Annotated in this window: 35 protein-coding genes and 1 pseudogene; 5 read left to right on the forward strand and 31 right to left on the reverse strand. The window is 36.4% G+C overall.

What is annotated here, in order from left to right; all coding sequences use genetic code 11:
* Positions 1-26: 26 nt before the first annotated feature.
* From NIT04_RS13020 to NIT04_RS19155, 8 genes are all read right to left on the reverse strand, one after another.
* Positions 27-464 carry a GNAT family N-acetyltransferase gene (locus tag NIT04_RS13020; RefSeq protein WP_252503998.1) on the reverse strand — a complete coding sequence of 146 codons (438 nt, stop codon included), beginning with the start codon at positions 462-464 and terminating at the stop codon, positions 27-29.
* Between the two features lie 14 nt (positions 465-478).
* Positions 479-946 carry a hypothetical protein gene (locus NIT04_RS13025; RefSeq protein ID WP_252503999.1) on the reverse strand — a complete coding sequence of 156 codons (468 nt, stop codon included), beginning with the start codon at positions 944-946 and terminating at the stop codon, positions 479-481.
* 22 nt (positions 947-968) lie between these two features.
* Complete coding sequence (locus NIT04_RS13030) at positions 969-1,235, reverse strand: YesK family protein (RefSeq protein ID WP_252504000.1); 267 nt, start codon at positions 1,233-1,235, stop codon at positions 969-971.
* A gap of 418 nt (positions 1,236-1,653) precedes the next feature.
* The gene (locus tag NIT04_RS13035) at positions 1,654-2,142 is read right to left on the reverse strand and encodes a GNAT family N-acetyltransferase (RefSeq protein WP_252504001.1); all 489 of its coding nucleotides are present in this window, start codon (positions 2,140-2,142) and stop codon (positions 1,654-1,656) included.
* 142 nt (positions 2,143-2,284) lie between these two features.
* On the reverse strand, positions 2,285-2,479 hold the full coding sequence (locus NIT04_RS13040; protein ID WP_252504002.1) for a hypothetical protein: 195 nt from the start codon (positions 2,477-2,479) through the stop codon (positions 2,285-2,287).
* Positions 2,480-2,597: 118 nt separating this feature from the next.
* Positions 2,598-3,038, reverse strand: a complete 441-nt coding sequence (locus NIT04_RS13045) for a hypothetical protein (protein WP_252504003.1) — start codon at positions 3,036-3,038, stop codon at positions 2,598-2,600.
* Between the two features lie 131 nt (positions 3,039-3,169).
* A complete protein-coding gene (locus NIT04_RS13050) occupies positions 3,170-3,484 on the reverse strand; it encodes a hypothetical protein (RefSeq protein ID WP_252504004.1) in 315 nt (104 codons plus the stop codon).
* A gap of 720 nt (positions 3,485-4,204) precedes the next feature.
* The gene (locus NIT04_RS19155; protein ID WP_371922583.1) at positions 4,205-4,417 is read right to left on the reverse strand and encodes a DUF3888 domain-containing protein; all 213 of its coding nucleotides are present in this window, start codon (positions 4,415-4,417) and stop codon (positions 4,205-4,207) included.
* Between the two features lie 79 nt (positions 4,418-4,496).
* Between NIT04_RS19155 and NIT04_RS13055 the strand changes: the two genes are divergently transcribed.
* A complete protein-coding gene (locus NIT04_RS13055; RefSeq protein WP_252504005.1) occupies positions 4,497-4,811 on the forward strand; it encodes a hypothetical protein in 315 nt (104 codons plus the stop codon).
* 210 nt (positions 4,812-5,021) lie between these two features.
* Here NIT04_RS13055 and NIT04_RS13060 read toward each other — a convergent pair whose 3' ends face one another.
* The 13 genes from NIT04_RS13060 to NIT04_RS13120 all read right to left on the reverse strand — a co-directional run bounded on the left by NIT04_RS13060 (position 5,022) and on the right by NIT04_RS13120 (position 15,242).
* Positions 5,022-5,396 carry a topoisomerase gene (locus NIT04_RS13060; protein ID WP_252504006.1) on the reverse strand — a complete coding sequence of 125 codons (375 nt, stop codon included), beginning with the start codon at positions 5,394-5,396 and terminating at the stop codon, positions 5,022-5,024.
* A gap of 233 nt (positions 5,397-5,629) precedes the next feature.
* On the reverse strand, positions 5,630-6,199 hold the full coding sequence (locus NIT04_RS13065) for a hypothetical protein (protein WP_252504007.1): 570 nt from the start codon (positions 6,197-6,199) through the stop codon (positions 5,630-5,632).
* Between the two features lie 221 nt (positions 6,200-6,420).
* A complete protein-coding gene (locus tag NIT04_RS13070; protein WP_252504008.1) occupies positions 6,421-7,194 on the reverse strand; it encodes an SDR family oxidoreductase in 774 nt (257 codons plus the stop codon).
* A 552-nt stretch (positions 7,195-7,746) separates the two neighbouring features.
* Complete coding sequence (locus NIT04_RS13075) at positions 7,747-8,994, reverse strand: DUF4179 domain-containing protein (protein WP_252504009.1); 1,248 nt, start codon at positions 8,992-8,994, stop codon at positions 7,747-7,749.
* Positions 8,991-9,491: a sigma-70 family RNA polymerase sigma factor gene (locus NIT04_RS13080; RefSeq protein ID WP_252504010.1), complete on the reverse strand. Its 501-nt coding sequence runs from the start codon at positions 9,489-9,491 to the stop codon at positions 8,991-8,993. The genes NIT04_RS13075 and NIT04_RS13080 overlap by 4 nt, the downstream gene beginning before the upstream one ends.
* A 296-nt stretch (positions 9,492-9,787) precedes the next feature.
* The gene (locus NIT04_RS13085) at positions 9,788-10,321 is read right to left on the reverse strand and encodes a dihydrofolate reductase family protein (RefSeq protein ID WP_252504011.1); all 534 of its coding nucleotides are present in this window, start codon (positions 10,319-10,321) and stop codon (positions 9,788-9,790) included.
* A gap of 150 nt (positions 10,322-10,471) precedes the next feature.
* Positions 10,472-10,924 (reverse strand): NUDIX hydrolase, encoded by a 453-nt coding sequence (locus NIT04_RS13090; RefSeq protein ID WP_252504012.1) that lies wholly within the window; start codon positions 10,922-10,924, stop codon positions 10,472-10,474.
* Positions 10,925-11,342: 418 nt separating this feature from the next.
* On the reverse strand, positions 11,343-11,624 hold the full coding sequence (locus NIT04_RS13095) for a colicin immunity domain-containing protein (protein WP_252504013.1): 282 nt from the start codon (positions 11,622-11,624) through the stop codon (positions 11,343-11,345).
* A 140-nt stretch (positions 11,625-11,764) separates the two neighbouring features.
* A complete protein-coding gene (locus tag NIT04_RS13100; protein WP_371922584.1) occupies positions 11,765-12,289 on the reverse strand; it encodes a helicase in 525 nt (174 codons plus the stop codon).
* Between the two features lie 197 nt (positions 12,290-12,486).
* Positions 12,487-13,059 carry a hypothetical protein gene (locus NIT04_RS13105; protein WP_252504015.1) on the reverse strand — a complete coding sequence of 191 codons (573 nt, stop codon included), beginning with the start codon at positions 13,057-13,059 and terminating at the stop codon, positions 12,487-12,489.
* 133 nt (positions 13,060-13,192) lie between these two features.
* Positions 13,193-13,459 (reverse strand): hypothetical protein, encoded by a 267-nt coding sequence (locus NIT04_RS13110; protein ID WP_252504016.1) that lies wholly within the window; start codon positions 13,457-13,459, stop codon positions 13,193-13,195.
* 596 nt (positions 13,460-14,055) lie between these two features.
* Positions 14,056-14,283 (reverse strand): hypothetical protein, encoded by a 228-nt coding sequence (locus NIT04_RS13115; RefSeq protein WP_252504017.1) that lies wholly within the window; start codon positions 14,281-14,283, stop codon positions 14,056-14,058.
* A 137-nt stretch (positions 14,284-14,420) separates the two neighbouring features.
* On the reverse strand, positions 14,421-15,242 hold the full coding sequence (locus tag NIT04_RS13120; RefSeq protein WP_252504018.1) for a DUF2268 domain-containing putative Zn-dependent protease: 822 nt from the start codon (positions 15,240-15,242) through the stop codon (positions 14,421-14,423).
* Positions 15,243-15,518: 276 nt separating this feature from the next.
* Between NIT04_RS13120 and NIT04_RS13125 the strand changes: the two genes are divergently transcribed.
* Positions 15,519-16,613, forward strand: a complete 1,095-nt coding sequence (locus NIT04_RS13125) for a metallophosphoesterase family protein (RefSeq protein WP_252504019.1) — start codon at positions 15,519-15,521, stop codon at positions 16,611-16,613.
* 71 nt (positions 16,614-16,684) lie between these two features.
* Here NIT04_RS13125 and NIT04_RS13130 read toward each other — a convergent pair whose 3' ends face one another.
* The 4 genes from NIT04_RS13130 to NIT04_RS13145 form a co-directional block, all read right to left on the reverse strand.
* Complete coding sequence (locus tag NIT04_RS13130) at positions 16,685-17,047, reverse strand: hypothetical protein (protein WP_252504020.1); 363 nt, start codon at positions 17,045-17,047, stop codon at positions 16,685-16,687.
* Between the two features lie 6 nt (positions 17,048-17,053).
* A complete protein-coding gene (locus NIT04_RS13135; protein WP_252504021.1) occupies positions 17,054-18,079 on the reverse strand; it encodes a hypothetical protein in 1,026 nt (341 codons plus the stop codon).
* A 33-nt stretch (positions 18,080-18,112) separates the two neighbouring features.
* Positions 18,113-19,123 carry a hypothetical protein gene (locus tag NIT04_RS13140; RefSeq protein WP_252504022.1) on the reverse strand — a complete coding sequence of 337 codons (1,011 nt, stop codon included), beginning with the start codon at positions 19,121-19,123 and terminating at the stop codon, positions 18,113-18,115.
* A gap of 231 nt (positions 19,124-19,354) precedes the next feature.
* A complete protein-coding gene (locus tag NIT04_RS13145; RefSeq protein WP_252504023.1) occupies positions 19,355-20,215 on the reverse strand; it encodes a DMT family transporter in 861 nt (286 codons plus the stop codon).
* Between the two features lie 179 nt (positions 20,216-20,394).
* Here NIT04_RS13145 and NIT04_RS13150 point away from each other — a divergent pair, with 179 nt between their 5' ends.
* On the forward strand, positions 20,395-20,784 hold the full coding sequence (locus NIT04_RS13150) for a multidrug efflux SMR transporter (protein ID WP_252504024.1): 390 nt from the start codon (positions 20,395-20,397) through the stop codon (positions 20,782-20,784).
* A 153-nt stretch (positions 20,785-20,937) separates the two neighbouring features.
* Here NIT04_RS13150 and NIT04_RS13155 read toward each other — a convergent pair whose 3' ends face one another.
* The 3 genes from NIT04_RS13155 to NIT04_RS13165 form a co-directional block, all read right to left on the reverse strand.
* Positions 20,938-21,276, reverse strand: a complete 339-nt coding sequence (locus NIT04_RS13155) for a hypothetical protein (protein WP_252504025.1) — start codon at positions 21,274-21,276, stop codon at positions 20,938-20,940.
* Between the two features lie 148 nt (positions 21,277-21,424).
* Positions 21,425-21,580, reverse strand: a complete 156-nt coding sequence (locus NIT04_RS13160; protein ID WP_252504026.1) for a hypothetical protein — start codon at positions 21,578-21,580, stop codon at positions 21,425-21,427.
* Between the two features lie 72 nt (positions 21,581-21,652).
* Positions 21,653-22,093 carry an NUDIX domain-containing protein gene (locus tag NIT04_RS13165; protein ID WP_252504027.1) on the reverse strand — a complete coding sequence of 147 codons (441 nt, stop codon included), beginning with the start codon at positions 22,091-22,093 and terminating at the stop codon, positions 21,653-21,655.
* A gap of 201 nt (positions 22,094-22,294) precedes the next feature.
* On the opposite strand from NIT04_RS13165, the gene NIT04_RS13170 reads away from it, so the two are divergent.
* Both NIT04_RS13170 and NIT04_RS13175 read left to right on the forward strand, forming a co-directional pair.
* Positions 22,295-23,059: an NRDE family protein gene (locus NIT04_RS13170; protein ID WP_252504028.1), complete on the forward strand. Its 765-nt coding sequence runs from the start codon at positions 22,295-22,297 to the stop codon at positions 23,057-23,059.
* Between the two features lie 127 nt (positions 23,060-23,186).
* Entirely contained in the window at positions 23,187-24,164 is a 978-nt protein-coding gene (locus NIT04_RS13175; protein ID WP_252504029.1) for a tRNA-dihydrouridine synthase, read from the forward strand.
* 59 nt (positions 24,165-24,223) lie between these two features.
* Here the strand turns inward: NIT04_RS13175 and sstT are convergent, their stop codons facing one another.
* The 3 genes and pseudogenes from sstT to NIT04_RS13190 form a co-directional block, all read right to left on the reverse strand.
* Positions 24,224-25,477 carry a serine/threonine transporter SstT gene (sstT, locus tag NIT04_RS13180; RefSeq protein WP_252504030.1) on the reverse strand — a complete coding sequence of 418 codons (1,254 nt, stop codon included), beginning with the start codon at positions 25,475-25,477 and terminating at the stop codon, positions 24,224-24,226.
* A 330-nt stretch (positions 25,478-25,807) separates the two neighbouring features.
* A pseudogene (locus tag NIT04_RS13185) lies at positions 25,808-25,948 on the reverse strand (aldehyde dehydrogenase family protein); the annotation flags it as partial.
* Positions 25,949-26,153: 205 nt separating this feature from the next.
* A complete protein-coding gene (locus NIT04_RS13190) occupies positions 26,154-26,567 on the reverse strand; it encodes a hypothetical protein (RefSeq protein WP_252504031.1) in 414 nt (137 codons plus the stop codon).
* Between the last annotated feature and the right edge of the window lies 1 nt (position 26,568).

The following is a 26,568-nucleotide window of genomic DNA, read 5'->3' on the forward strand; positions in this document are numbered from 1 at the left end:
TTGTCACGGCTCCAATTGATCCCTTACTACCTTAATTCTTTCTTAAATACATAGCTCACTTTGTCATACCCCATTTTTTGTTCATAAAATCGATGTGCATCGGTTCTCTGTAATCCTGAGGACAAGGCGACACTTTTATAGCCATTTTCTTTAGCCCATTCATGAACATATGAAAGAAGTTTCTCACCATATCCGTTTGAACGTTTGTTGCTATCGGTGACTAAATCACAAACCCAAACAAAACGCCCATAGTAAAGAGTAATCATCGGTTTAAACCCACTTGCCGCAACGATTTCTCCTTGATCATATAAGGCAAATAAACGATACATATCCTGTTCTTTGGCCTCCACTACCAGGTCAAGATACGCTTTTTCATCAAGATGAGTTCGTAGTTGCTTCATTACCGGAAAAACTTCAAGAATTTCCTTTTGGCTATTGAGCTCTTTAATCGTTAATGTGTCCATTCCAATCTCCCTTTTTAATTTTTCAACAGTCGTAACAGCTGTAAACCATCAGATGAATAACCACTATATCCTCCCATCCAACGAGGATATTTCATAGGGATTATTGTGACAAGAAACTGAAAGAAGTTTAAGAGGGTGGTCGACCAATACAATGTTTGCATATCATTTCGAGGAGCAAGCAGCGTCAGCATTCCAAATAAAAAAGCAAGTAATAATGACATTAAAGGTCCACCGATTAGCGCAATTGCTCTTTGTCGTTTACTTAACTCTCCTTTCCAATGGACGAAACCTATATAGGACCAAATGATATGGAAGTGCAGCCGTCCTACCCTGAACGTCTCTTTATTCTTTTCACTTATCGGTCCTAGATAGATATGCACATGGTTATTTGGAGCAAGAACAGCGCCGAGTCCATGTCCAATCTCATGCAGTAAGACACAGGTCGGCGCAATGAAAATATAGAAGATAATGAGCAGTAACATGTATCTACCCCTTCTCCCTAAATTAGTTGAATATCTTACATTGTTTTTCACTAGGAATAATTGCGATAACAAGCCCAATCAAAATCAAGAGGATTAGCATACCAAAACTGATTACGCCTAAACCCATTCCCCACCAAGAACCGATAAGTAAGGATGTTAGAAGAAATGCTAGAAAGGCAAACAGGCAAATTTGTAATGACCTATCATTAGTTTGTTTTAGACTCTTGGAAATAATAAAAACCAATAAATTTATAACAAATCCTAAGCCGATTGGTATAAAAATATCCATCTCAATTACCACCTTATGCAAATGGTTAAACCATATAATATTTAACTAACCTACTGCGGAAGGTGAAAAAGATAATAGAGCCATCTAAGCAGGTCAACGTTCTTCAAGTAAAGCACCCGTTAGCTTAATTAGTACCTGCTGCTGGTAGCATTGCAATGCTCCACATAATAAGAGTAAAAGATATTGTAAGCCAAAAAGTATTGACCGTAGTTTTTTCTTCGTGTTTTACCTTTTTCAATATAGAAACCAAATTCAAACAAAATATAACGCACAATATGGGCATTAAAAAAAATCCTATTAATAGAAAAATAAACATATCATCACTCCTCGTAGTTATTTATCATTGTTCAACTAAACTGCCACGTTAGTTCAATAAGAAAAAAAGCTTTACTCCTTCTTGAAGTAAAGCACCCTTTAGTTAAATCTTAAATGTTTGAATTAGACATTGCTCATTATCAATAAAGTCTTGTCTTTCTTGAGTTTCAATATTTAATCCATTATAAACTTTTTTCCAAAATGCAACCGCACGCTTATTTTCAACAACTTGCATGACAAAATATCGCCCTGGTTTCTCTTCAAATAATTTTCTTACAACCTGCAAAGCCAATCCTTTACCTTTGTACTTATTAAGTATGAACAAGTCATTTATTCCATAATCATTGCTCTTTTTCAAGAATGGACGTTCTAATAGTAATATAAAACCGATAACTTTATCATCCAACATTATAAAATAAGGCGATAATCCATCTACTTCCCAGAATTTATCCAATTCCTCAAAATGAAAAACACCATCATCTGCAATATGCAATTTCGTAGTGAAATTCGAAAGCTCGTGAAGATACAATGAGTAAAAGTTACGCAAGATAAATTTTTCTGATTCCAAAACTGCTTGAAGTTTAACAGTCATCGTCCAATACCCCGCTATTTTTTTCTATATTATAGCATGTCAAAAGTCTAACTAATTATATGTTCGGACAATTTTCCTTATTGAACTAAACTCCCCGTTAGTTGAACAAGAATTTCAAGTAAAGCACCCGTTAGTTTAATAGCTATTCCTCTTGTTTCTCTTCATTCTTTTTTATAGTTATAAGTTTGGACATGACAAAGTGAACCACAGCAATAGTTATTAGTAAATCTCTATATGGTTCATTTGTTCCTCCTGTCAAAAACGATGCAATAATATAAAAAAAACCAAATGAAATTAAGAGTAAGAATGTAACATAATGTTCAATGTATAACTTCATTTCATTTCTCTCCCCATTTTGGTATTCTTATCAAAAAAACTTAACTCGTTAGTTAGTATTCAACAAAAAGGCCGTGAAATCCTTTACTGGATTTCCGGCCTCGTTAGAGAATTAAACATTACCAATCTGGTCCATCGTCACTATCAGCCACTTTGAGTTTAAATGCATCAGGTTCTAAATTGTTATCTTTAACTATTTCAAAGAATATTGATTCTACTGCTTCTTGTTCAAAGATAGTTGCTTCTTTATTTGTTAAGACATATTTTACCTGAACTTGATCAACGGAAGGTGCCACAATTAATGTTTGAAATAAATAGCCCTTACCCATTAATTCATCATTTACTTGTTTTATTATTCCACTATTTCCAAAGAGGAAGTTTTCGATTCCCATAGTCTTTTTTTCATTTTCCGTTTGTACATCAGGACTTATTGCAGGTTGATCTGCCGATATTCCTACTTTTGAATTGATAAATAAAAAGAATACTACAAATAAAATTACAGTAATCCCCATTAAATTAAATTTACCTTTTTCCAGTTTGTACACTTCCTTTTTGTTCAAGTGTATGTCTGTATAGAGGTATGTAGAATGTAATTCCTTGTTTAACTAAACTGCCAGATAGTTCAGTAAGAAGTGTGCTATTTAGCAGTTTAGCGATCTTCAGTAAAGCACCTGTTAGTTGAAGAAGATGTTTAATTTTCGACTGTTTTGATATCGAATTTCATATTGTCTAAATCCCAAATATCAGCAGTAGTATTAGAAAAGACTGTGATTTCAAGTTTCTGCCCAATGCTATATCTCTCTACATCATCAACAGGTATTTCGAATACATTTCCGTCCTTTCTACCTTCCTCAACCCCGCCATATTCTTTAATAATTAACATTTCTTCTTCAACAAGTATCTCCCCTACTGTTCCTGTGAAATTAAATTTCTCTTGATAATCCGAACAGCCAGCAATAAACAATAAATTCAATAAGAAAAAACCTATTGTAACTTTATTTTTCACACTGACACCCCCTCGTAGATTAGATTGTTTATAGGTAATAAAGTTACAAATTGTTGTTCAACTAAACTACCCTGTTAGTTCAATAAGAAAAAGCTACCCTTACAGGTAGCCACTTGTATAACTTAGCACCCGTTAGTTCAACTCACCTCAATATCATATAAAAAATATCGGTAAAAGTAGAACCCAAATAATCGCTAAACTTTTAAAAAGGTATTTTTGATATCGGGGGCTATCCTCGTCAAAGACTCTAAACCATTCTCCTGATAATACGATTACAAAGATAAGAAATGTATATAACACTAAATTAATCATTTTTGCATTTTGTTCTGGTGTATAGAAGTTATTTGAAAAATAAAGTACAGTTATTAGAATGAACATCAAAAAATAAATACCATACAAAATAAGACGACCTTTTCTGGTTTTCAAAATATCCCTCCCTCATAAAGAATATTCTATATCCCATTTAAATTAACCTGCTTCGTTAGTGGAAGAAGAAAATACTACCCTGACAGTCAGCCACTTGTTGATGTTGTTAAGAACAGTTCTCTATATGCTTCATTGTATGATGCAGCCATTCGTCAATTAAAGTCCCTAAAGCAACAATGAAAATAGGGACACAAATTCATATGAGAATTGCGTCCCCGAAACACTGTGCTTTTTTATAATATTTTCCCATCGACCGAACCCGTTACAGAAAATCCGCGCGTTTTTGACGTGAATTTACTTGCTCTCTTTGAATCCGCAATGATTGTTTAGCTGTTGAGTAGATAAATTTCTTTCTCGTTTCACTTTTATAACTTTTATCTCAGTCGGCGTATCGATCAGAGTTATTCGAAACAAGTCGTACGGGGGCGAATGTGCCTGTTCAAAGGTTACCACTTCTATTGTTATTTCGTGTTTTCGATCTCCATCAATCCTTTTTATATCAATAATTCTTTATTCTAAATAATATGTACTTTCCGCACGAGCTATTGTAAACTTGTGAAGAGTTAATCAAAAGGGAGTTGGGGAATTGAAACAAGGCATTCACATCATGATTGAAGACCGTTCAGGATTAAGTGAACGGGAGAAAAACATTCTACACACGGGTATTTTGAACACAATCGTCCTCGCGGGTTTTGTGGAAGTCGTCAGCAAAGGGGAAGGCGAAGGAGGGACAGCCTTTAACCCGATCGAGGATTGCTTTATCGGATTAACGATGATTTATCAAAAGCCGATTCCCGACGAAATGGCGGGGTCATTGGTTGAATCCATTACTCGAAGACTGACCAACTTCTTTGCTATGAGTGAAATTGAAATGGACCTAAAAGTAGAGTTGGCATACTGATAATTACTTGGGGTATAACGCTAATTAATGAAAGTAACAACCAAGTTAATCAAATATTTTATTAGCAATTTAAAAACGCTCAGGTTGAGCGTTTTTTTAATTTACCAACCCTCTTTAACTAAAGCACCCGTTAGTTTAAGTGCATTTTTTCACAATCTTATAAAGTAACTGTATTTTTAAGGTTGTTTGTATCCTTTAAGAACTTCTCCGTTAGTATTTCTCAATTTTTATTGTTATATTTTTTTCGCTAATTGTTACGTTTTCTGTTTCAGAAACTTTCTTTATAGAATCTTCAACTATTTGTTGAATCAACGTATCATCAACTTTTACATCCTTCAGGAAACCTACTGATACAGAAAGTTCTTTAACATTACCCTCTACCATTATTGAATCCGCCTCAATTGCCGTTTGTTTTGTAATAGATACTATTATTTCATTGTGTAATTCTGATAAAAAATTTTTTTCGCGTGATAAAATTGCATCATTTTCCCCGTTTTCCGTAATATCTATTACTTCCTCTCCATTACACCCAACTAACAAAATTAAACTAAATAAAATTCCTGAAATTATAGCTTTTTTCAACACTTCTACTTCCCCTTTCAAAATAAATTACAGATTCTGCAACAATTCTCCATACGTAATTTTGACGGTATACATCGGTAAAAGTTCCATAATGAAACATAATCTTGTTGAACTAACCTGCCTCTTTAGTTCAATAAGAAAAAAGCTTTACTCCCTTCTTGAAGTAAAGCACCCGTTAGTTGAAGTACATTTCTTCACAATCTTTGCCCTTTATTTGATTGTTAACTGCAGTGTGTTCATCTTAAAACTGTCTCGGCTGGGGTAAATGCTTCCCATGGATTATATTTCGTTGTTATTGATGAAATAAACCAATACTCTTTAGATGGTTCTAAATTCTTTTCCACGATTATAATCTTCTCCCCACCACCAAAATCTCCATATGATGCCCATAAATCATATTTAACGGTATACCGCATTTTGGATTCGCTAAGCTTTTCTACTTTTGTAAAACGAAAGTTCCTAACCGAAGGGCTTGACTGACCTGTTATCCAGTGAGTTTCCTCAAATTTACTCCTTGATTGTTTTCGAAGCGAAGGGGACAACATCGCATATTGAACAGAACCACTTCGATTATTTACGCCTAATATCCACAATTCAACGGCTTGTTTTGGTTCGCCTACCATCAAACCGTACAGAAAAGACATTAATTGGCTTTCTAAAGGAGTGAGTTGTTTGCCTTCAATAATTTTTTCCTCAAAAGAAGGAGTAGTATCGTTCACTTTTGCATTTACTGTTCCATAATACAACCCACAAATTAGTATACTAAATAAAACCAATAGAAGAGGTTTACCTTTATCCAAATTCATCACCCTAAATTATATTTAGGTTTAGTTTGTCCTCTTCATTTACAATCATTCCTTCTTCAACTAACCTGCCCGTTAGTTGAAGAAGAAAGCTGAACTGTCTAAGCGCTCAACTATCTTCAAGTAAAGCCTCCGTTAGTTTAAGTAATGTTTCACAAATTGATATCTATCCTAAGATCTCAATACAACAAATAGACTCTAGAACCAAAGCTTATTTAGTTAATCTACCTTTTAAATCCACCTTCTGAATGAATAATCTGACCTGTAATCCAATCTGCTTCATCGCTCACTAGAAATTTAATAGTTTTTGCAACATCACTCGGTTTTCCGATTCTACCGAAAGGAAATTTCGGTTTTAATTCATTTTTTATTTCTTCTGTCATCCAACCTGTATCAGTTGGACCTGGATTTAATGCATTAACCGTTATTCCTAAAGGGGCTAGTTCAGCTGACAACGTAATCGTTAACGCATCAACTGCTCCTTTTGTTGTTGCATATGCTAATTCGCCAGGCATGGGGCCTTGAAACTGACCTGAAGTAATATTGACTATTCTTCCACCTGATTTCTTATCAAACTTTTGAGCAAATCTACTACTTAATAGTGTCGTTGCACGCACATTTACCATGTAATGTTTATCTAATTCTTCGGCAGTTACATTAGAAAAATCGTTGTTAGTTGAGTATGCTGCGTTATTAATCAAGATATCAGGATTACCGAGTTGTTCAGAAACTCTATTTATAAGTTGTTCAGGTGCATCATGTTGAGTTAAATCCAACTCCATACATGATACCTTAATACCTTTTTTTATTAATTCTTCTAGTAATTTCACGGGTTCATCTAATTCAATGCTCCAAGGCATTTTTTTATCATATTCCATCCAATAAGTAAAAAATATATGATAACCCGATTCCGCTAACTCCCTACAAATAGCAGCCCCTATCCCTTTCAGACGGCTTACACCCGTGATAATCGCAACTTTCCCTTTTAATTGGTCCATTATCATCCCTCCCATACTTAATATTATTTAAAGATCCGTCACCAATAATATTGACAGGCAGTTTTTGTTCTTCAATATTAGCAAAATCTATTGGTCCCTATAATTCATTAGCCATGTTTTACCTCCTACGATTCTTGATTCTACATTGTTATTTAGATTTTTCCTTCTTCAACTAAACTGCCGCGTTAGTTCAAGAACATTGAAGTCTTAGTAGCTCAACGTTTTTCCCGACAGCTACTTTTTTACTTTTAATAAGCGATTTATTCCAACCACGAAAACAAGTATTGAAATCGGTAGAGTAATAAAATCATTAACAGGAGTAAGGAAGCCAAAAAGAAATATTAAAACACCCAGAATTATTAAGCCTATCCCCAAGCTAATCCCCCTTTAATTAAAAAATTCTTATTCAACTAACCTGCTGCGTTAGTTCAATAAGAAAAAGAGTTGCCTAAGCAACCCATGATCTTTAACTAAAGCATCACAAAATTATCTTTTTCATCTAAAAACTATCGACAAATACTTACTTAGGTTTCACTTCATTCCTTCTGTACTTTATTGCAACGGAATATTCAGTTCGATATTTTTCCCAATAGGATTGAAGTAATATCTAAAATATATTTTTGCTTTGCCATCAAAATCTTGAAACTTTGTCGTCTCCGTTACGTACTGCCCATCTCGTGAAATTTTGGTACTTACAAATTGTAACGGCGTACCATCTTCTTTTACAGCATTATATAGCCATAAAAGGTTACCTCCATTTTCCCCTTTCTTTACAGCAACTGATATCCCTTGCTGTTCTACGGAAATGTCCCAATTGAAATAATCAGGTTTGGTGAGTACTTCTTTTGAGCCAAAATCAACTTCTATAAAATCATCGCCCTTTGGAACGGCCTGAACAGCACCAATATTAATCGTGAGTGAATCTGAATTGTGGAAATAGTTACTTTGCAAATAGATCGTAAATTTGCCGTCGCGAATATCTCCGTGAGTTGTCATACCATTTATGATACTACCTCTTCGCTCTCCACTATCCGTCATGACTGTAATATCATCAAGAGCTAATATTTGCATTGTATTCGATTCTTCTATTTCAATATCTATGGCCGTTTTTAATGGAGAACGGCGAATTTGTGTTATCGTAAATTTCTGACCATCGATATCTACAGTACGATTCGCATTTATAACTTTTTCTTGAGCTATTTCGTTTTGTAGTGTAAACGGTATCGCTATTTCAATATTCCCATTATCTATATCCTTAAAATGAAAAACGGCTTTAAAATCCTTCGAAGTATAAGCGATTGGCTCTGAAAAGCTATATTCTACTAAAGAAGAGGTGCTTGTTTGATTCTCTGTGTTTCCGAATCTACAGCCGCATTCTATTTCATCGTCACCTTGGAATAATTGTACTTTCTTCAGGTGTAAATCAAATGAGGCAGCAGCGTCATAGAAAAGTACAAATCCCGACTGATCTGCAATCACGCCTTGCAAGGTAAGTGATAGGCCATTTTTTGACTTGTTCTCATTAATCCCTTCAAAGTATTCATTGTCAACTATGTCTTTAATTCCATCATTTATTTCAACCTCTGATACAAGTGCATGAAAAACAGGTATTTTTGCAACATAACTTGCAATCGTAGGAGAAACACGAATTGAAAATATTATACTTACGCAAAGCAAAGCAACTATTGCAACTGGTACAATGCGCTTCTTTATCTTTTTTTCTCGCTGAACTTTACGGAAAGTATCCATTCGAATTTGTTGAAGTTTCTCCTTTGGAACGTCAATCGGCAGTTTGCTCATAGCCAGTCCTCCTTTTCTCCAGCGGAATTTCTAAGCTTCTTTAATATGTGGTGAAGCTTAGACTTTACAGTACCCTCGGGAATTTGATTTAGTTCAGCAATTTCTTTGTTTTTTAGTTGCTGAAAATATTTCATATAGACAAGTTGTTGCTCCGACAAAGATAAATGTTCTAGTAGTCGCTCCAAATCAGAATAGATGACCCAACCAGATAAGTGATGTTCCTCAATTGGAACGGTTGGTTGTCGTTTTCTTAAATGGTCTTTACAACAATTGATTAAAACTCGGACGAGCCATGTTCTGGCATATTCTTGCTGTTTAACGGTATGCATTTTTTTTAGTGCCTTGTAAATAAGCTCCTGCATTACGTCTAAGGTGTCTTGTTCATTTTTCATATATGTAAAAGCCATGCGATATAAAATCTCTTCATCCATTTCAATAAGTGAAAGTATCGCTTGATGATCCCCACGAATAGCACGCTGCACGATTTCAAATTCCATCCTTCTCGCCTCCTTCCTTTATTAGACGCAGAGTTTCTTCATTTCGTTCAAAAATTTTTTATTATTTAGAAAACCGTTATGTAATTTACAATTCTTTTGTTAATTTAGTCTACTCCATTTCCTTATTTAGCGATAGGGTGCTTTTACTTCAAGAAAAAAAGCTTCAGTGAAAGGGACTGCCGAATTTTCACTAAAGCACTTAATTATTTGATTATGTTGTTTTGGTTCATTGCTATTCATTATTAAAATGATTATTTCGTTTTTACTAAAGCTACCCGTTAGTTAAATAAGAAATTTTATTTTTTAACGCCATAATGTAATTCCACAAATTGATTAAAGTTCCTAGTTCCTTTCAACGTAAGGTCTAATTGATAATCTCCTTTTTTAAATAACGGAACTCCTTTTCCTATTATGGTTGGGGCAACTGTTAAAATAATTTCATCAACTAATTTTTTTTTTACAAAATGATGTAACAATTCTCCTCCACCAACAATCCAAATGTTTCTTCCTTCTTGATTTTTCAATTTATTAGTAACACTAACTATGTCATCATTAATAAATTTGACATCTTCGGTATCTTCAATTGAAGATCTTGTAAATACATAGCACTCTTTATTTTTATATGGGAATTCCCTTGTTTCGTGTCTAATTATCCAATCATAAGTTTTTTTACCTATTAAAACTGTATCTACTGTCTCATAAAACTCTGAATATCCGTTATCTCCTTCACCTTCAACATTAAATAGCCATTCTAAAGACTCGTCTTCCGTAGCAATATACCCGTCTAAACTCACAGCAATATACAATACCAAATTTCGTTTTTTACTCATATTATCCTCCTTAAGACACAAGTGGAATGCACGTTCTTATATACAGCAATACTTTTCTACTCTTCAACTAAACTGCTTCGTTAGTTCAATAAGAAAATTGATCTGTTCAAGTAGCCCAATGTTCTTCAAGTAAAGCACCCGTTACTTTAATTATATCTTTTCACAATCTATATATTGCTCAATATATCCTCTATACTCATCTGTTAATTCAATAGGTAAATTATAAATTGAGACATATTGCATCTTTTCTGATTCGCTATAATCAATCTTCATATCTCCACTTACTTCATTGGTATAATAAACAGCTGTTACCGAATATAATTCGTCGCCATTAGAAATCTTAAAGTAATATTCAGAACCAGAGAAAACATTAAGTAAATTTAAATTTTCAACTACTAATCCTGTTTCTTCAAAAACCTCTCTCTTTGCTACTTCTTCAAAACTTTCACCTAAATCCATCAAACCACCTGGTAACCCCCAATATCCATCGTTTCTTTTTTGCAATAACACTTCATTTTGTTCATTTATAATAATAACAACAGAACCTGGTAAAATAATTGGTCTTTGTCCTACATACTGTCTAAGATATTTATAGTATTCCATTTTTTAATCCCCCTACATGACTGGTTACCAATCAGTAATTTGGCTTCAAATTTTATTAACCTGCCGCTTTAGTTGAAAAAGAAAGCCGTTTAAGCAGCTCAATGATTGCCCATTTAATTAGTTCCTACTGCTAGCCATGCAATGCTCCACATAATAATAGTAAACGATATGATAAGCCAAACTGTATTGGCCGTAGTTTTTTCTTCGTGTTTTACCTTTTTCAATACCGAAACCAAATTCAAACAAAATATAATGCACCAGATAGGCATGAAAGCCATCCCATGTAGAAAAAGATAAATTGCAAGATCGCCATATTTTCACTCCTTTGTAGTTGTTTATCATTGTTCAACTAACCTGTCCCGTTAGTTCAATAAGAAAAAGAGTTTTTTACTAAAGCACCCGTTAATTCATGAAAACTTTAAGGGTTATTCAATAAACTATTTAATTTAACCAATGCATCACTTACTTCTTTTCTTAGTTGTTGTTCGGAAATTTCAAAGGCAGTTTCTTGTCCAGGAAGGCATTCGTGCCAATAACAATCAACTGATTCAAAAACTTCATTTAAGATTTCGAATAGCGTGTTACCCATTCTTTCTGTCTCGTTTTTAAATGTATATAGGTAGTCACGTTCAAAATCTTCAACAGGAATTATTTCATTAATAAAATCCTCCATTAACCTTTTATACTTATAAGCAAACATTTCTTTACCTCTTTTATAGATTTTTTTGAAACCATTCTAACGAGATTCCTTTTCCAAGTTAACTGCTCCTTTAGTACAATAAGAAATGAGCCCTCATGCAGCTCAACGAAGAAGGAGGGGGCTTTTTGTAATCTCTTATTTTAGAAATCTTTCCTTTGACAAAAGATAAAGTGATCCTCAGTATTCCAAACGTGCAGATCATCAGCAATATATCCACGTAACCACAACACACCGTTAATTTTTCTTAGGTAAAAGCCTTTCGGAAAATCATCGTCTTCACTAATTATCTCTGATGCTATTGTGATGGACCCAGAAGGAGCTTGTCGTCGTGAAAGATTCCCCGTACTACCTTCAGGTTGATCTAGATATTCTAGTCTTAAGTGAGGTCCTACCTCAAGTGGACACAAATCCAATCCAAGTTCTTCAGCTCGTTTAAAAATCTGAGGCATAGTGGCTCCTTCAGGAAAGCCAAGGTTTCTAATGGTTAGTTCAACGGTCTTTAGGTTGTACTTTGTTTTAGAAGTAGTAAATGTATCGTTAGATAATAGTCTCTTTGCATACTCATTCAAAGAAATAGATTGTTGTTGCAATTTTCGAGTAAGCTCTAATTTTGTCAGGCCACCAATCTCTATTGTTCTGGTAATTCCTTGGAAATCAGGATGCATCTTCACTCGAAGTCACTCCTTACTAATTGGTAAAAAATTTATACATTAGACAATTTGCCGTACGTTTCTTATTCAACTCAATTGCAAAAAACCTTCTGTTTAAGTAAACTGCTGCGTTAGTTGAACAAAATAAAAGAACTGTCCAAGCAGCTCAACAATTTTCAATTAAAGCACCCGTTAGTGAAAAATATTTATTATTATTCATCGATTTTATGCCACTTAAGATCTTCGCTCTTAAGCACATGTGTATCTTTTGGGTAGCCGTAATAATAAAGCTTTTTACCGTCACTATTAAAAGCTGCTGGGTAAAGAAAGTCTATTTGCTCACTAAAAGGAAACAAGAAAGTAATACGTTGTCCTTTGTTTATTTCCTTTCTTTCCACATTCGGCTCAACACCAGCCTCTATATATGCGACTTCTTCATCGTATGAGATTACACTCAATAACGTTGCTTCATCATTTCTAGTGGTAACGCTCATACCTCCAACAGTTTGAATTTTATCAGAACTATACGGAATATCGGTTGATACACTACTACGATAAAACACACCTGACTTTTCAACTAGTACAGTTTGATATCTCTCTTCTTCATCGATATTAAATAAAAAAATAACGGATGAACCTGTATCATATTGTTCCACCAACTCTGCATCTTTAGGAAGAAAGGAATTACTTTTGGCAGCACTTAACGCGGTAAACCTATACCCACTTATAAAAAATATTAATGTAATTACAATTAACACCGGTATTACAAATTTCCGTTTTTTCACTTATATCCCCCCTAAAGATTCCATCTCCTTTTGTTCACTAACCTGCCTCGTTAGTTCAATAAGGAAAAATGCTTTACTCCTTCTTGAAGTAAAGCACCCGTTAGTTGAAGAAAAAACACAATATATATTACTTCTATTCGTTAATATTAAGTATCTTGTAATAAACAAAAATAATGGTGGCAAGACCAATCCCCAAAAGTATACTTCCAGCAGCTAAGAAACTATTTGTCGAACCTTCAATTACAATTAGGAACATCGAAGTGTCTGCCCCACCTCGCTTGGCTAACCATTTTTCAGCAAGTGATGTTCCGAAATTAACACTGAAAAATAGCAATATAAAACCAATTGCAGTTATTAAGGAACCGAAAACAACTAAACCTTTTAATTTTTCTTTTGTCATTTTACTTCATTCACTCCCCTCTTAAACTAAACTGCCACTTAGTTGAATAAGGAAAATTCTTATATACTCCCCATTACTGAATAAATAAATAATAATGCCAAAGCAGTTCCCAGCACATATTTGGAAACCTGTTTAAGTCTAGCACTTTCATATGTCTTGGTTAACAAGTAAAAAAATCCGACTACCCAGATACCATCTAAAAAAAATTTAGAAATTATATTTCTAAACATATTGAAATAGAAAAATGAGTCCATTAATATTCCTCCCATACCTAATAATAATTTATCGCATTTAACTGAGCTACTTGTTGAAGTAAGCACCCGTTAGCTGAAAAAGAAAATAAAACAATTAAGCACCAGTGGTAGTCAAAAAATACATTCCAATCAGTATTATCATTATCATCAATATACCTATAAGAAGACGTTTCAATATAATTCCCCCAATAAAATATTAATTGCTTAATACCTACTTATTGCTGTAAATTCTTCATCCAAATCGAATATCCTTCTTTCACTAACCTGTACCGTTAGTTCAATAAGAACATTGATCCGTCTTAGTAGCCCAATGTTCTTCAGGTAAAGCACCCGTTAGTTTAATTACCCTTCCTTCTTGAATGACACAATAATTAAGCTAATGCCAACTAGGAAAAATAGCCCTGTAAAAAGGTTTTCGTACAATGGTAATTTCTGCGGAATAGTATCCCACGTTCCAGTATTTATTTTTGCTGACCAATAAACATATGCAGTTAAGCGTTCAATCGTAAAAATTAGCCCACTAGTTAAAATGAATAACGACCCTAAAATTATACTTGTTTTTTTATCCAAAAGATTACCCCCTATGTTTAATAACGTGTTTTGATACGATTCAAAAAACACCTCCACCTTCTTCAACTATTCTGCCCCGTTAGTTGAACAGGAAAATAGAACCGTCTAAGCTCAAAGATCTTCAAGTAAAGCACCCGTTAGCTAATTGAGTATTTTTTTGCATAACACTCCAATAATACAGAAGGCTCGACCGAAAATAATTCCCTTACATCTTTTAGATGGTTAGTTGATACATAATTCGATACTACTTTTAATGCGAATGAATACCCTGCGAAAACAGGTATTCCTTTTTTCCTGCTCCCAAAACATAAAGATCCCTTTACGGTATCGTCTGTTGATTTAAGATGGTCCTTACATTCATTCCAATACCTTGTCTCCATCTCAGTTGGAAGGTTATCTTTCCACCATCTCTTATCTGGATACAAAGAGAGAGCAAAATACTCTGCTGTTCCCTCCATTTTATACCACTGTTCTAATGTAAATGTAGAAAGGGATAAATGATAGATAGGGTTCTCTGAACTTGCGTGATGACATTCGTGGGCTAGTAGGTATTGAAGAAAATCAATATCTGGTCGAGGAGGTATCGCGATAATTACGTTGCCTGGACCGTTCGTAAAAGCGTTGGTCCAGAGGGATTGAGGCTGTTCTTGAAAATATGGCAACAGGAAGGCAGGTACTACTGTAATACGCATCCCCTTGAAGGACAGAAATTGGCTCACATTATGAAAAGTTTTATGGACAATCCTTTCTATATCGTCACAATCCCATTCAAGGCTTTTAATTTCAGTTTCAGATAGCTCCTTAAATTTGAGTAACTGAAAACGTTGAACCAACTGTTTCCATTCGGTAATCCAAGTATTTTCGGAAACTAATTCACTAAACTCTTCCTTTAAATACTCTTCTAGCGAATTACGGTTTATTAAAAGTTTTGCCGGAGTTATCTGTTTAACTTGGACCACTTTTATCCCTCCTATTATTACTCAATCTACGTTATTGAGTACGGAACCACCATAAATTTACCGACTATTGATAATACGGTTCATTACATTGAAATGTTTCAATAATGACGAAATAATCTATCTTTATTAGCAGCTGGCATTATTAACAATGATTTACATCACGTTTACACTGAATTAATAGAGTTGCTTTAGAATAATACATGATCGCTCACCAAATGGAGGTGCTATACGAACAGAAGCGAGAATAGTAACTACATCTAAGAAAGAGGTAATTGTATGAAACTAAAATTAGCAGGTTTAATTGCCATTGTTTTTGCTGTACTTTTTAGTACGAGCCTCATTAATTCCTCAGTTCTCGGAAAAACAAATGAGAATAAAAAGCTGCAGTTCAACTCAGATGGCAAGTATAAGATTGTACAGTTTAACGATATTCAGGATGACGAGGATATCGATTCCCGAACGATAGAATTAATGAATACGGTACTTGATAAGGAGAAACCGGATTTAGCTATTTTAAATGGTGACATGTTGAATGCTGACATGGATACAGCGGAAGAAGTGAGACAAGCCATACATAACATTGCACAACCAATGGAAGAGAGAGGCATCCACTGGGCAGTTACGTTCGGCAACCACGATGAAGATCACACACCAAAGACCGGCATGACTGAAGAAGATATGCTAGATGTTTACATGTCCTATAGGCACAATGTAAACAAACCGGGCCCTAAAGGTATTACTGGAACCGGAAACACAAACTTGGCCATTAATAACTCTAAAAATACAGAGCCGGCATTTAACATTTGGCTATTTGACAGCGGCAGATATGCGCCAGAAGAAATCGCAGGACAAGATTTTAAAGGATACCAAACATGGGATTGGCTCCGCCACGATCAAGTGCAGTGGTATTATGAAACGTCAAAGAAATTGGAGCAAACAACTGGACATAAAGTTCCTTCATTGGCATTCATGCATATTCCTCTCCCGGAATTTGAATATATGTGGTATGCAAGTCCATCTGAACGAACAGAAGAAAGCCATCTGAAAGCAGTGGAAAAACATACTATTACAGGTGAAAAGAATGAATGTGTATGTTCGGGTCCTTTTAACAGCGGAATGTTTGCTGCTATGTTAGAAAGAGGCGATGTGAAAGGTGTCTTTTCTGGTCATGACCATATTAATACATATGTTGGTGACTATTATGGGATCCAATTAGGCTACGCAGGAAACGCTGGATTTGGCACCTATGGCCTTGGCGGGGAGGAAGACAACAGGCTCCGTGGTGCACGGATATTTAACCTAGATGAAAATGATGTAGATGTACTTGTTGACACAAAAATGCTTTTTGCTAAAGATTATGGAATACAATAAGCTAACTCATCAAATGTTAACTAAACAATAATCACAAAGCCACCCTTCAACGTTGGGTGGCTTCAGTCATTTTATTCACTAGGCATATATCCAATTACTTCATTGGTGTTAGGGTCAACAATGATTGAAGGTGTTCCCGTAACAACATTGTCTATATCCTCAAAAGAGACGACTAACACTTCTTTCCCGTCATAATTTTCATCTAACAATACATATTTATTAGTAGCAATTGTTTCCGCCACTCTAGCGTTTCGCCAATCTTCCTCTGCTTGCCCATTCCATCCTTTTTCATTAATAAATTCCCAAGCTGCCGCTCTAACATTTCCATAATCATCTTTGTCATTTGTTAGTTCCACGACTTGCTTATTTGAACAACCAATGGCTAACAAAATGAAAAATACTGCGGAGAGCAAATAAATATATTTCAATTTCATTATAGGTTAACCTTGCTTTCCAGTAAGAATGAACTCAAGTTTTTCAAGCTTTTCCACAACTTCCGGGTGAAGTTGATTTTCCCCTTTAATGATCAAATCACCTGTCTCAATTTCTTCTCTGAACAAGTTATGAATCGATTTTAATTTGTTCATTTGCTCGGCTGACGGTCGATTAGTAATCATTCGGATCAGCAGGTCACTTGCTTCATCTAAAGAAACACTCAACTCTGGATTCAATTCCCCAACCACCTCAAACAATCCATTAGCCTTATTAATATCAACTAGTATCGGCTCAATGATCTTCCATCTCTCCTGAGAATCCTGAAAAGTATCCTCACCAGCTTCTAAAACTGTTAAGGTCTTTGTTGTAAAAGCCATTTCCATTATCCTGTATGCATCCTCGAAAAAAGCATAGGATGCCGGTTCGTTATACTGATCATTTGTATTTTCCTTCTTGTAAAAGGTTTCTTTCTGATACCCATCTTCATTTTTGTCATATGTGAATTTCTGTACCGTTCTATCAGAGTGTTGCGCCTTAATCATCACAATCGCTGGTTTCTTATCAAGTCTAGCCGTACTGAAATCCAATGATCCTAACTGAACATATGCATTAAATAGCGGATAGGTTTTCTCCCCGTCTTTCACGACCAACAACCAATTCTGCCCATCGTCCCATGCAAACAGTCCATTCTCCATTTTCCCTGCATCCACGTACAATTCAATTACTTCTTCTTCGCCATCCCCGTCCATATCCAAGGAGGTTTGCTTATAAAGCGTTTGAGGGTACTTTTCTATTTCTTTCGCTTGAATCATCGAATAATCATTGTTCACTTGTTGATTCATCGCTTGCTCAAACGCTACCCTTTCCTCTTCTACAGTAGTTAACAGAGCTTCTTTTTCTAATGAAAGTTGCTCGATCTGCTGTTTTAGTTCGTTAATATCTTCAGATTGATCTGCGTTTGAGTTCGATTTCTCCGTGCAACCGACAAGTATTCCTACTATGCAGACGCTTCCTAGTAAAAGCTTCCTCATTCCCTATCCCCCTATATAATCATTTTCCAATAACTATCGAGTTGAGCCTGAAAACTCGATCTGCTTACTATGTAACTTGTTCACCCACTCACTATTATTCCAAATCTTCGGGTCGTCAATTGTTAGATTTTCTCCACGCACCAAGAAATCATAACTATCTTTTCCACCCGCATACCAATCTACAATAACTAATTTGCCGTTTATATTACGCACAAGAAATTCAACGCCTTCACCATAACCGCCTGTAAATTTATGAATGTGCACAGGCAAGTGTAAATAGAGAAATCCTCCATCCGCATCATCCGTAAATTCCACTTCCCAAGCATCGTCAATCGCAATATCTTTCACCTTACCATCAAGATTGCCATACAAATTATATTGGGATCGAACTTTCTCTTCTGTGTACTGTTTAAGGTTTTCGTTTTCGATATATGCATCTAAGTCAATATCCGAGCCGTTCCAGATTGCTTTATAATAGTCATTCAGCGCGTTCACACACATTTCATAAGCCGTTTCAGAATCCTGAACAGAAAGTTCTCCTTCATTCTTAGCTATATATTTGGGGGGATCTTGTACTACATTCTCTTTCGTGCTGGGCGTTGTTTCTGTAATACGTTTTCCACCTGTTAAAATTGCAAATACAACTTCAGAGGATTTTTCAGACAATGATCCATAATTCGATTGTCCTTCAACTATAAGTTCTAACCTGTTACTATTTTGGTTTACCCAAACATTATGTTTGAATGAATTCAACGAGAAACGATAGTCTGGCGGCATTATATCCACTTTTACATTTTCTTGCCAGTCGGCATTTCCAAGTGCCGTAATAAGCGCCTCAACTTCAGTGGTATCAATGATCTCATTTACTGTTTCATAATCATCGTCATGGTTTCTTTGTTCAACAAGTAAGGTGTTACCATCCCACGAATTGCTAAAAACTCGTTGTTTCGTTGAATCATTTTTGATGCCTCCACTTTCTGCATCCATACTACACCCAGCTAACACAATTCCAGCTATCGCAATAAAAATAAACATTCTTTTCACAACATTGACTCACCTCATTTGAATAGACGCAATTAGTTGGAAAAAGTTACAACTCGTTCACATAAAATCTTTTATAGTTTCTTCAGTAAAAAGGCAATAAACCGTAGCCAAAATCAAAATGGGCTGCGGTTTGTTCATATCTTGATTGTTTCATGTTTCCAGTATTGGCCCCTCAACTCGTTTATAGTATTCATTTAGTAAATAAGAACTTATAAAATAAAGGTTGTCTAGCTACTTTAACTTAGCCGTCCAATTCACCATGAAGATGCCGATAAATATACAAACGCCACCAACTATTACGTTCCATGCAATCGCTTCATCCAGTAATAACCAACCCGTGAGAACGCCGAAAAATGGGGCTAAAAACAAGAATGCACTTGTCTTGCCTGGGTCGCCTTTCTGTAAAAGGTAAAACCAGACGGCAAATTGTACGATTGAAGCCATGAATGCCAACCATAATAAAATGGCAATCGATAAAGGAGTAATTTGAAACGAAGGTTCCTCCAATAGGAAACTGCCAACGAACAAAATCAAACCACCAAACAACATCTGATAAGCTGTTAACACCCATGTATTAATAGGACCGCCCCACTTTTTGATCAATAACGTTCCGGCAGCCCAGGAAATGGCCGATAGAAAGCCATAAAGTGTTCCAATTTGAACGTCCACCTGTGCCCCGAGCGTAATACATACGCCAGCAAAACCTAAAATGACACCGAACCACTGCCGCCGACTATACGACACTTTCATGAAAAGGGTTCCAAATATGACAACTAAAAGTGGATTCGTAAAAGTTAAGATGGATGATTGCCCCGCTGTAATCGTGCGTAAGCTGACGAAGATACATCCCATGACACCCGCCGTTTGAAAAGCTCCAATGAGCGCTATCTTCAGCCAATCCGACACCTGTTTCGGATGAGCGAACTTTAAACACTTTACAATAATCGCCATAATGACCCCTGCTATGAGGAAACGCAGTGCAACCAACATGATCGGTGTAGCGTAAGCCAATCCAATCTTTCCGATTGTAAAAGCAGACCCCATTAATGATGTTGTCAATAGGACTAAAAAGCCCAATAGCCACTTGTTCATAATGGTAGTCTCCTTCAAAAACGCTCCTAATTTTGAAAGTTTATAAGTTTCGTATAACGAGTATAGCATGTAAAGGTAGGAAGTAGATGGGCTAAGCAATTGCTAAAAACCGTATGGACGTTACAATATTATCATTGGCCTTAATAAGCAATTGACATGATTGAGGAGGAAGAATAACGATGTCTTATCTATATTTAGCACTTTCTATATCTCTAGAGCTTATTGGCACATCATTGTTAAAAGCCTCTGAGGGATTTTCGAAACTATTCCCGACACTCGGGGTTATCGTAGCTTTCATTAGCTGCTTTTTCTTTTTATCGTTGTCGCTGAAAACTATTCCTTTAAATACTGCCTATGCCATTTGGTCAGGAATTGGAATTGTTGCGACGGTAATTATTTCAGTTATTATTTGGAAAGAAAAAATTAACTTGGCTAGCATTATAGGAATAACACTTATACTTGTTGGAGTGACAATCTTGAACTTATTTGGACCGGGGCATAACGAATCGAGTAGTGCCGATAAAACAAGTGAACCTTCAGTAGGTATAAGTGATAGTACGCATAACTGACGAATGGGTGCATTTGTAAGTTAGCAATGCATCGGTAGGTAAAGATTCAACAAAATGGACGTAAATCCTATAATGGATTTACGCCCTCTTTAGTGTATTTCACCAATCTGGTCCATCATCACTGTCTGCCACATTGAGTTTAAATGATTTAGGTTATTGGTTGGAAAACCCTTTCCCTACAACAGTTTCCTTGTCTAAATCCACGAAAACAATAAGTTTCCCCAAAGATTCTGTCTCTGTATTATTAAAAGTGATAGAATAAATTTCATCTTTGTCATAGTCCTTATCGATCAAATGTTTAATTTCATCATTAACAGCTATTTTCTTAACTACTGAATCTTTAGGGCTTGCTGGAATTAATGCCTTTTCTTCATTCGTTAGACTATTAAACGCTGCCAACTCAATCGGAATAGAGGAATCATTAGCTCGGGATGTATTACAACCTGATAAAAACAAGAGTGTAACAAAGGTAATTACTAAAAACTTTTTCATACTCTTCCGCCACCTTATAACAACAAGTTTCGAACCATTACCAATGTCACCAGGCGGTACATCAGCAGCTTTAAAACGCACACTGTATAATCCACAATCTTAGCATCCAGTGAAAACCATAAGTCCAAGAAGTTATTCCCTTGCAAAGTTAATATTTTCCCTCTTTCTTTTTAACTCCGTACCCCAAGAAAACCCCAATCAATAGTGCAAACAAAAAATTCCCATCAAAATTTTTGGTAATGAAGCTTATGACTAACCAAGCGAACAGAATTCCTGCAATCAATGAAATCATAGTTTTAGACATTTTATTGCACTCCTTATACGGCCCTTTTTTGAACGCATTAGATCGGCAATCATGCCCAATCTACAATATTGGTCAACGAATAAATGCCGCTTCCTTTTTTGAAAGAGCATCCTCTAACCATTGAGGGTGCATTGTTAACAAATCTTCTGGTAAGTTGTCCTGTGCAAAAAATTTAATTTCAAGCGATTCATCTGAATTACACTTAAGTTCCCCACCTGTAATTTCAGCAAGAAAACAAGTCGTTATAAAATGCACCGTCTTGCCATTTGGATAATTGAAAACTTGTGACTCCGGATCGGAATAAACACCGATCAGCTTTTTAATTCTTATATCTAAATTTGTCTCTTCTTTTACTTCTCTCATGACTGCTTCAGACACTGTTTCACCAATCTCCACATGTCCTGAAGGGATTCCCCACAAGCCTACATCAGCTCTTTTTTGTAAGAGAACTTGATTCTCTTGATTCAAAATAATGACAGCGACTCCAGCTTTTAAATCATCAATTTTCTTCAAATCTAAACTCCTTTCTACTAGAAAACGGCCCGTTTGATTTTTTATTGAATAGTACTTAGTATCCCGCAATTAGTATAACACTTCTGATTATTAAAAGACGGACGTAGTCAATGCACCCTTCCATCCATTGGCACGGTAAGTACAAGTAGTCCGAATCCCAATTCTCCATGTATACTTTAGGAAAGGAGTCGTGATGTCGTCATGTGTTTGATTAATTTTCATTTCCAGAACCATCCGAATTACCGATTGATCGTAGCAGCAAACCGGGACGAGTTTTATGAGCGCCCGACTGCTCCGGCACATTTTTGGGAAGATAAGCCCTATCTGTTGGCGGGGAGGGATTTATCACAGCGTGGGACATGGCTCGGTGTCACGAAAAACGGTCGTTTTGCGGCATTGACCAATTACAGGGATGCTTCTGAACAAACGAAAGACGTCCGGTCCCGCGGTGAGATCGTGACCGGTTTCCTCGATTCTACTGTGGCAGCCGCTGAATTTCTGACATCCTTGCAACAGAAGCGAGCCGAGTATGCCGGTTTTAATGTAATTGTCGGCACTGCAGATGAGTTGTTCTATTACTCCAATATTGAAAATGAAGTGAAGAAGATTCTTCCGGGGACTCATGGACTGTCCAACCATTTTCTCGACACGCCGTGGCCGAAGGTGGTAAAAGGGAAAACAGGTATCCGAAAGCTCGTCGAACAAAACCGCGTCATCGAGCTAGAAGAACTATTCGATGTGCTGCAGGATGCCGAACCGTTTCCGGACGAGCAACTTCCCAATACGGGAGTCGGCGAACAATGGGAACGGGTACTCTCTCCCCTATTCATCAAATCGGATCAGTACGGCACTCGCTCCTCGACAGTCCTGCTCATCGATCACGAGAATAACATCACCTTCGTGGAACGGACGTATCGGGACGGAGAATTTATTGAAGACCATACATTCTCGTTTCTGATGGAGTAACCCCATGTAGTTTTCATATTATCTAATGAAGATGAGATTCCGGGGAATATATATGTGTAGCAAATTAAAATAAATGGTACAATCTTATGATGAGCAAAGGATTTTGCATGCAACAGGAGGATACAAAATGAGTAACGAAGATAATTTTTGGCTAGATTTACCGAAGCCGTTTTTTATATTAGCGCCAATGGAAGATGTGACAGACGTTGTGTTTCGTCACGTCATCAGTGAAGCGGCACGACCTGACGTATTTTTCACGGAGTTTACGAATACGGAGAGCTACTGCCATCCAGAAGGAAGAGACAGTGTGCGCGGTCGCTTGACGTTCACGGAAGATGAACAGCCGATTGTCGCCCATATTTGGGGCGATAAGCCTGAGTTCTTTAAACAGATGAGCATCGATATGAAAAAACTCGGTTTCCGTGGCATCGATTTAAACATGGGATGCCCAGTGCAAAACGTTGCAGCAAACGGAAAAGGCGCCGGATTAATACGCCGACCGGAAGTTGCGGCAGAGATCATTCAAGCGGCTAAAGCCGGTGGATTGCCAGTCAGCGTGAAAACAAGACTAGGGTACATCGAAGTCGATGAATGGCGCGAATGGTTAGGACATGTATTGAAGCAAGACATTGCAAACTTGTCCATTCACTTGCGTACACGAAAAGAAATGAGTAAAGTAGCTGCCCATTGGGAACTCATTCCTGAAATCAAAAAATTACGGGATGAAATAGCTCCAAATACGTTGTTAACGATCAACGGCGATATTCCTGACCGCGCAACAGGCATGAAACTAGTCGAACAATACGGCGTTGATGGCGTCATGATCGGCCGCGGCGTATTCTCGAATCCATTCGCTTTCGAGAAAGAACCGAGAGAGCATAGTGTGAAAGAGTATCTGGATTTACTGCTTTTACAATTGGATTTGCACGATAAATATTCAACAGAAGACGAACCGCGTCCTTTCAAACCGCTTCTTCGCTTTTTCAAGATTTATATTCGCGGATTTAGAGGCGCTGCTGAATTGAGAAACGATTTGATGAATACGAAATCGACGGATGAGGTACGGCGTTTAGTGAAGGAAGTCATGGAAAGGGAATTGGATTAAATCAAAAAGAGGCTGAAAAATGATATCATTTTTCAGCCTCTCTTTTTTTCTTTAGCCGATTACATCTTTTGGAACTTAAAAGAAGATTGCATAGAAACCTCTTTACCTTCTTTACGTTCTTTCGCGTATTCAGCTGTAGCTGTAAACAGTACGTCAGAAGATGAATTCAATGCAGTTTCACAAGAATCTTGAATAACCCCGATGATAAACCCAACGCCTACAACTTGCATTGCAATATCATTGGGAACTCCAAATAAACTACATGCGAGTGGAATAAGTAAAAGTGATCCACCTGCAACACCTGATGCGCCTGCTGCAGAGACCGCCGCCACAACACACAGCATAAGCGAAGTCAAAATGTCCACTTCAATTCCAAGCGTATGAACAGTTGCAAGAGTTAATACCGCAATCGTAACAGCCGCACCGGCCATATTGATTGTTGCACCTAGTGGGATTGAGACTGCATAAGTATCCTCATCTAAACCAAGTTTTTCTGCTAATTTCATATTGACTGGAATATTTGCAGCAGAACTACGTGTAAAGAATGCGGTGATTCCACTTTCTCTTAACACCATGAAAACAAGTGGATATGGATTTTTGCGCGTATAAACATATACAATGAGCGGATTCACGACAAATGCGATAAACAACATGCATCCGACTAAAATCAGTATTAATCTACCGTAAACTAGTAAAGCAGAAAAACCAGTCGATACAATTGAACTAAAAACAAGACCCATAATCCCGAACGGCGCCAAATTAATGACCCATTGTACCACTTTCGTGATGGCATCCGAAAAACTACCTAGCATATCTTTCGTACTTTGTTTTGCATGTTTTAAAGCAAGTCCCAAAACAATTGCCCACATTAAGATACCTAGATAGTTGGCATTGATTAATGCATCAATTGGATTTGCAACTAGGTTAAATAGTAATGTCTGCAAAACTTCCACAATACCTTCTGGAGGAGAAAGGTCTTCTGCTCCTGTTGCCAGTGTTAGTGTAACTGGGAACATAAAGCTTGCAACTACTGCGACAGCCCCAGCTAGCAATGTACCGATCGCATATAGTCCAAGTATCGATTTCATGTTCGTTTTCGTACCACTCTTATGGGCGGCTATCGCATGCATCACTAAGAATAAAACTAATACAGGTGCAACCGCTTTCAATGCACCGACAAATAACGAACCTAGAATGGATACCCCACTAGCTGCATTGGGAACGGTTAAAGCTAAAATCACACCAACAATAATCCCAATAACGATCCTTTTTACTAGACTCACTTGATTCCATTTAGTAACTAAATTTTTCATTTCCCTTCCTCCGAAATCTTCTGAATTTATAAAACATACACAATCCCTTCTCCCCACCAGAGTAGAGTTGATGCTTTATTTTACACAATCTTTTTAGAATTGTGAAGCACATTTTTATCATTGGCATGTTTGGGAGTTTTTTACAATAGAGGAAGTGGATTAAAATTAGTAGAGTTATACGAGGTTGATGACGTAAGTAGGAATCTCCCCATCTAATTTATAAATCCATTATATCTACTGTTAGAACGAAAAGGAACCCGACCTTGTAAGTGGTCGAATTCCTTTTTTCCGCTAGAGAAATGTAGTCATTTAAAATAAATCCAAGTTGAGTTATTCGAGCGAAACATAGACACTTTTAACTTCTGTATAGTTATCAAGTGCATATGAACCTAATTCACGTCCAATACCCGATTGTTTAAACCCACCGAAAGGCGTTGCGACATCGAATACTTGGTAGCAGTTTACCCAAACCGCGAGTCAACTTGTCCTCGACTGTTTCCATCATTCCACCTCCCTTATGACCCATCTAAATACTTTCTGATTATTGGTAATACGATTCGTTGCATAAAAGGTTTCAAAGAACATTCAAGCAAATTGCCCATAATACATAAAACTGGCACAGATCCTTGGTCAGGAAATGTGCCAGCTGATTGACAAGTATACTTTTACCTCTATTTTAAGAAATAGATACAGCTATTAATTCTTTATATTCTTCAACGTCATCGAATTGAGGTGGGAACGTGACTGGTACATCATCAAGATTTATCATTTTAATCGGGTTTCCATCATTTAATTTTTTTATCGTCATGTAAAATGTGTTATCTTTCGTTAAGTCAATCGTAAACTCTTGATGATCACTTGTCATGAGATATTTGCCAGTTTCAATCTCTTCAAAGGTTCCTCTGTCAACTTCCCTGTTGTCAATATATTCAACAAAAACGTTATCATTGTGGTGAATTGTGATTTGAATGTGATAACCATTCACATGCGTTTCGCTTTGATAGAAGCCTTTCAATTTAGGTTGGGTATTACATCCTGTCAAAACCAAAATAACCATCGATAATAACGTGGTAATAATTATATTCCTCACC

Source organism: Sporosarcina sp. Marseille-Q4943 (assembly GCF_943736995.1).
Taxonomy (GTDB): domain Bacteria; phylum Bacillota; class Bacilli; order Bacillales_A; family Planococcaceae; genus Sporosarcina.

Bases quoted from the DNA above. Each gene is read 5' to 3' on its own strand.
- NIT04_RS13020 (WP_252503998.1), bottom strand. From the start codon at position 464: ATGGACACATTAACGATTAAAGAGCTCAATAGCCAAAAGGAAATTCTT.
- NIT04_RS13025 (WP_252503999.1), bottom strand. From the start codon at position 946: ATGTTACTGCTCATTATCTTCTATATTTTCATTGCGCCGACCTGTGTC.
- NIT04_RS13030 (WP_252504000.1), bottom strand. From the start codon at position 1,235: ATGGATATTTTTATACCAATCGGCTTAGGATTTGTTATAAATTTATTG.
- NIT04_RS13035 (WP_252504001.1), bottom strand. From the start codon at position 2,142: ATGACTGTTAAACTTCAAGCAGTTTTGGAATCAGAAAAATTTATCTTG.
- NIT04_RS13040 (WP_252504002.1), bottom strand. From the start codon at position 2,479: ATGAAGTTATACATTGAACATTATGTTACATTCTTACTCTTAATTTCA.
- NIT04_RS13065 (WP_252504007.1), bottom strand. From the start codon at position 6,199: ATGAATTTGGATAAAGGTAAACCTCTTCTATTGGTTTTATTTAGTATA.
- NIT04_RS13070 (WP_252504008.1), bottom strand. From the start codon at position 7,194: ATGGACCAATTAAAAGGGAAAGTTGCGATTATCACGGGTGTAAGCCGT.
- NIT04_RS13075 (WP_252504009.1), bottom strand. From the start codon at position 8,994: ATGAGCAAACTGCCGATTGACGTTCCAAAGGAGAAACTTCAACAAATT.
- NIT04_RS13080 (WP_252504010.1), bottom strand. From the start codon at position 9,491: ATGGAATTTGAAATCGTGCAGCGTGCTATTCGTGGGGATCATCAAGCG.
- NIT04_RS13085 (WP_252504011.1), bottom strand. From the start codon at position 10,321: ATGAGTAAAAAACGAAATTTGGTATTGTATATTGCTGTGAGTTTAGAC.
- NIT04_RS13090 (WP_252504012.1), bottom strand. From the start codon at position 10,924: ATGGAATACTATAAATATCTTAGACAGTATGTAGGACAAAGACCAATT.
- NIT04_RS13095 (WP_252504013.1), bottom strand. From the start codon at position 11,624: ATGTTTGCTTATAAGTATAAAAGGTTAATGGAGGATTTTATTAATGAA.
- NIT04_RS13100 (WP_371922584.1), bottom strand. From the start codon at position 12,289: ATGCATCCTGATTTCCAAGGAATTACCAGAACAATAGAGATTGGTGGC.
- NIT04_RS13110 (WP_252504016.1), bottom strand. From the start codon at position 13,459: ATGACAAAAGAAAAATTAAAAGGTTTAGTTGTTTTCGGTTCCTTAATA.
- NIT04_RS13125 (WP_252504019.1), top strand. From the start codon at position 15,519: ATGAAACTAAAATTAGCAGGTTTAATTGCCATTGTTTTTGCTGTACTT.
- NIT04_RS13130 (WP_252504020.1), bottom strand. From the start codon at position 17,047: ATGAAATTGAAATATATTTATTTGCTCTCCGCAGTATTTTTCATTTTG.
- NIT04_RS13135 (WP_252504021.1), bottom strand. From the start codon at position 18,079: ATGAGGAAGCTTTTACTAGGAAGCGTCTGCATAGTAGGAATACTTGTC.
- NIT04_RS13145 (WP_252504023.1), bottom strand. From the start codon at position 20,215: ATGAACAAGTGGCTATTGGGCTTTTTAGTCCTATTGACAACATCATTA.
- NIT04_RS13150 (WP_252504024.1), top strand. From the start codon at position 20,395: ATGTCTTATCTATATTTAGCACTTTCTATATCTCTAGAGCTTATTGGC.
- NIT04_RS13155 (WP_252504025.1), bottom strand. From the start codon at position 21,276: ATGAAAAAGTTTTTAGTAATTACCTTTGTTACACTCTTGTTTTTATCA.
- NIT04_RS13160 (WP_252504026.1), bottom strand. From the start codon at position 21,580: ATGTCTAAAACTATGATTTCATTGATTGCAGGAATTCTGTTCGCTTGG.
- NIT04_RS13170 (WP_252504028.1), top strand. From the start codon at position 22,295: ATGTGTTTGATTAATTTTCATTTCCAGAACCATCCGAATTACCGATTG.
- NIT04_RS13175 (WP_252504029.1), top strand. From the start codon at position 23,187: ATGAGTAACGAAGATAATTTTTGGCTAGATTTACCGAAGCCGTTTTTT.
- sstT (WP_252504030.1), bottom strand. From the start codon at position 25,477: ATGAAAAATTTAGTTACTAAATGGAATCAAGTGAGTCTAGTAAAAAGG.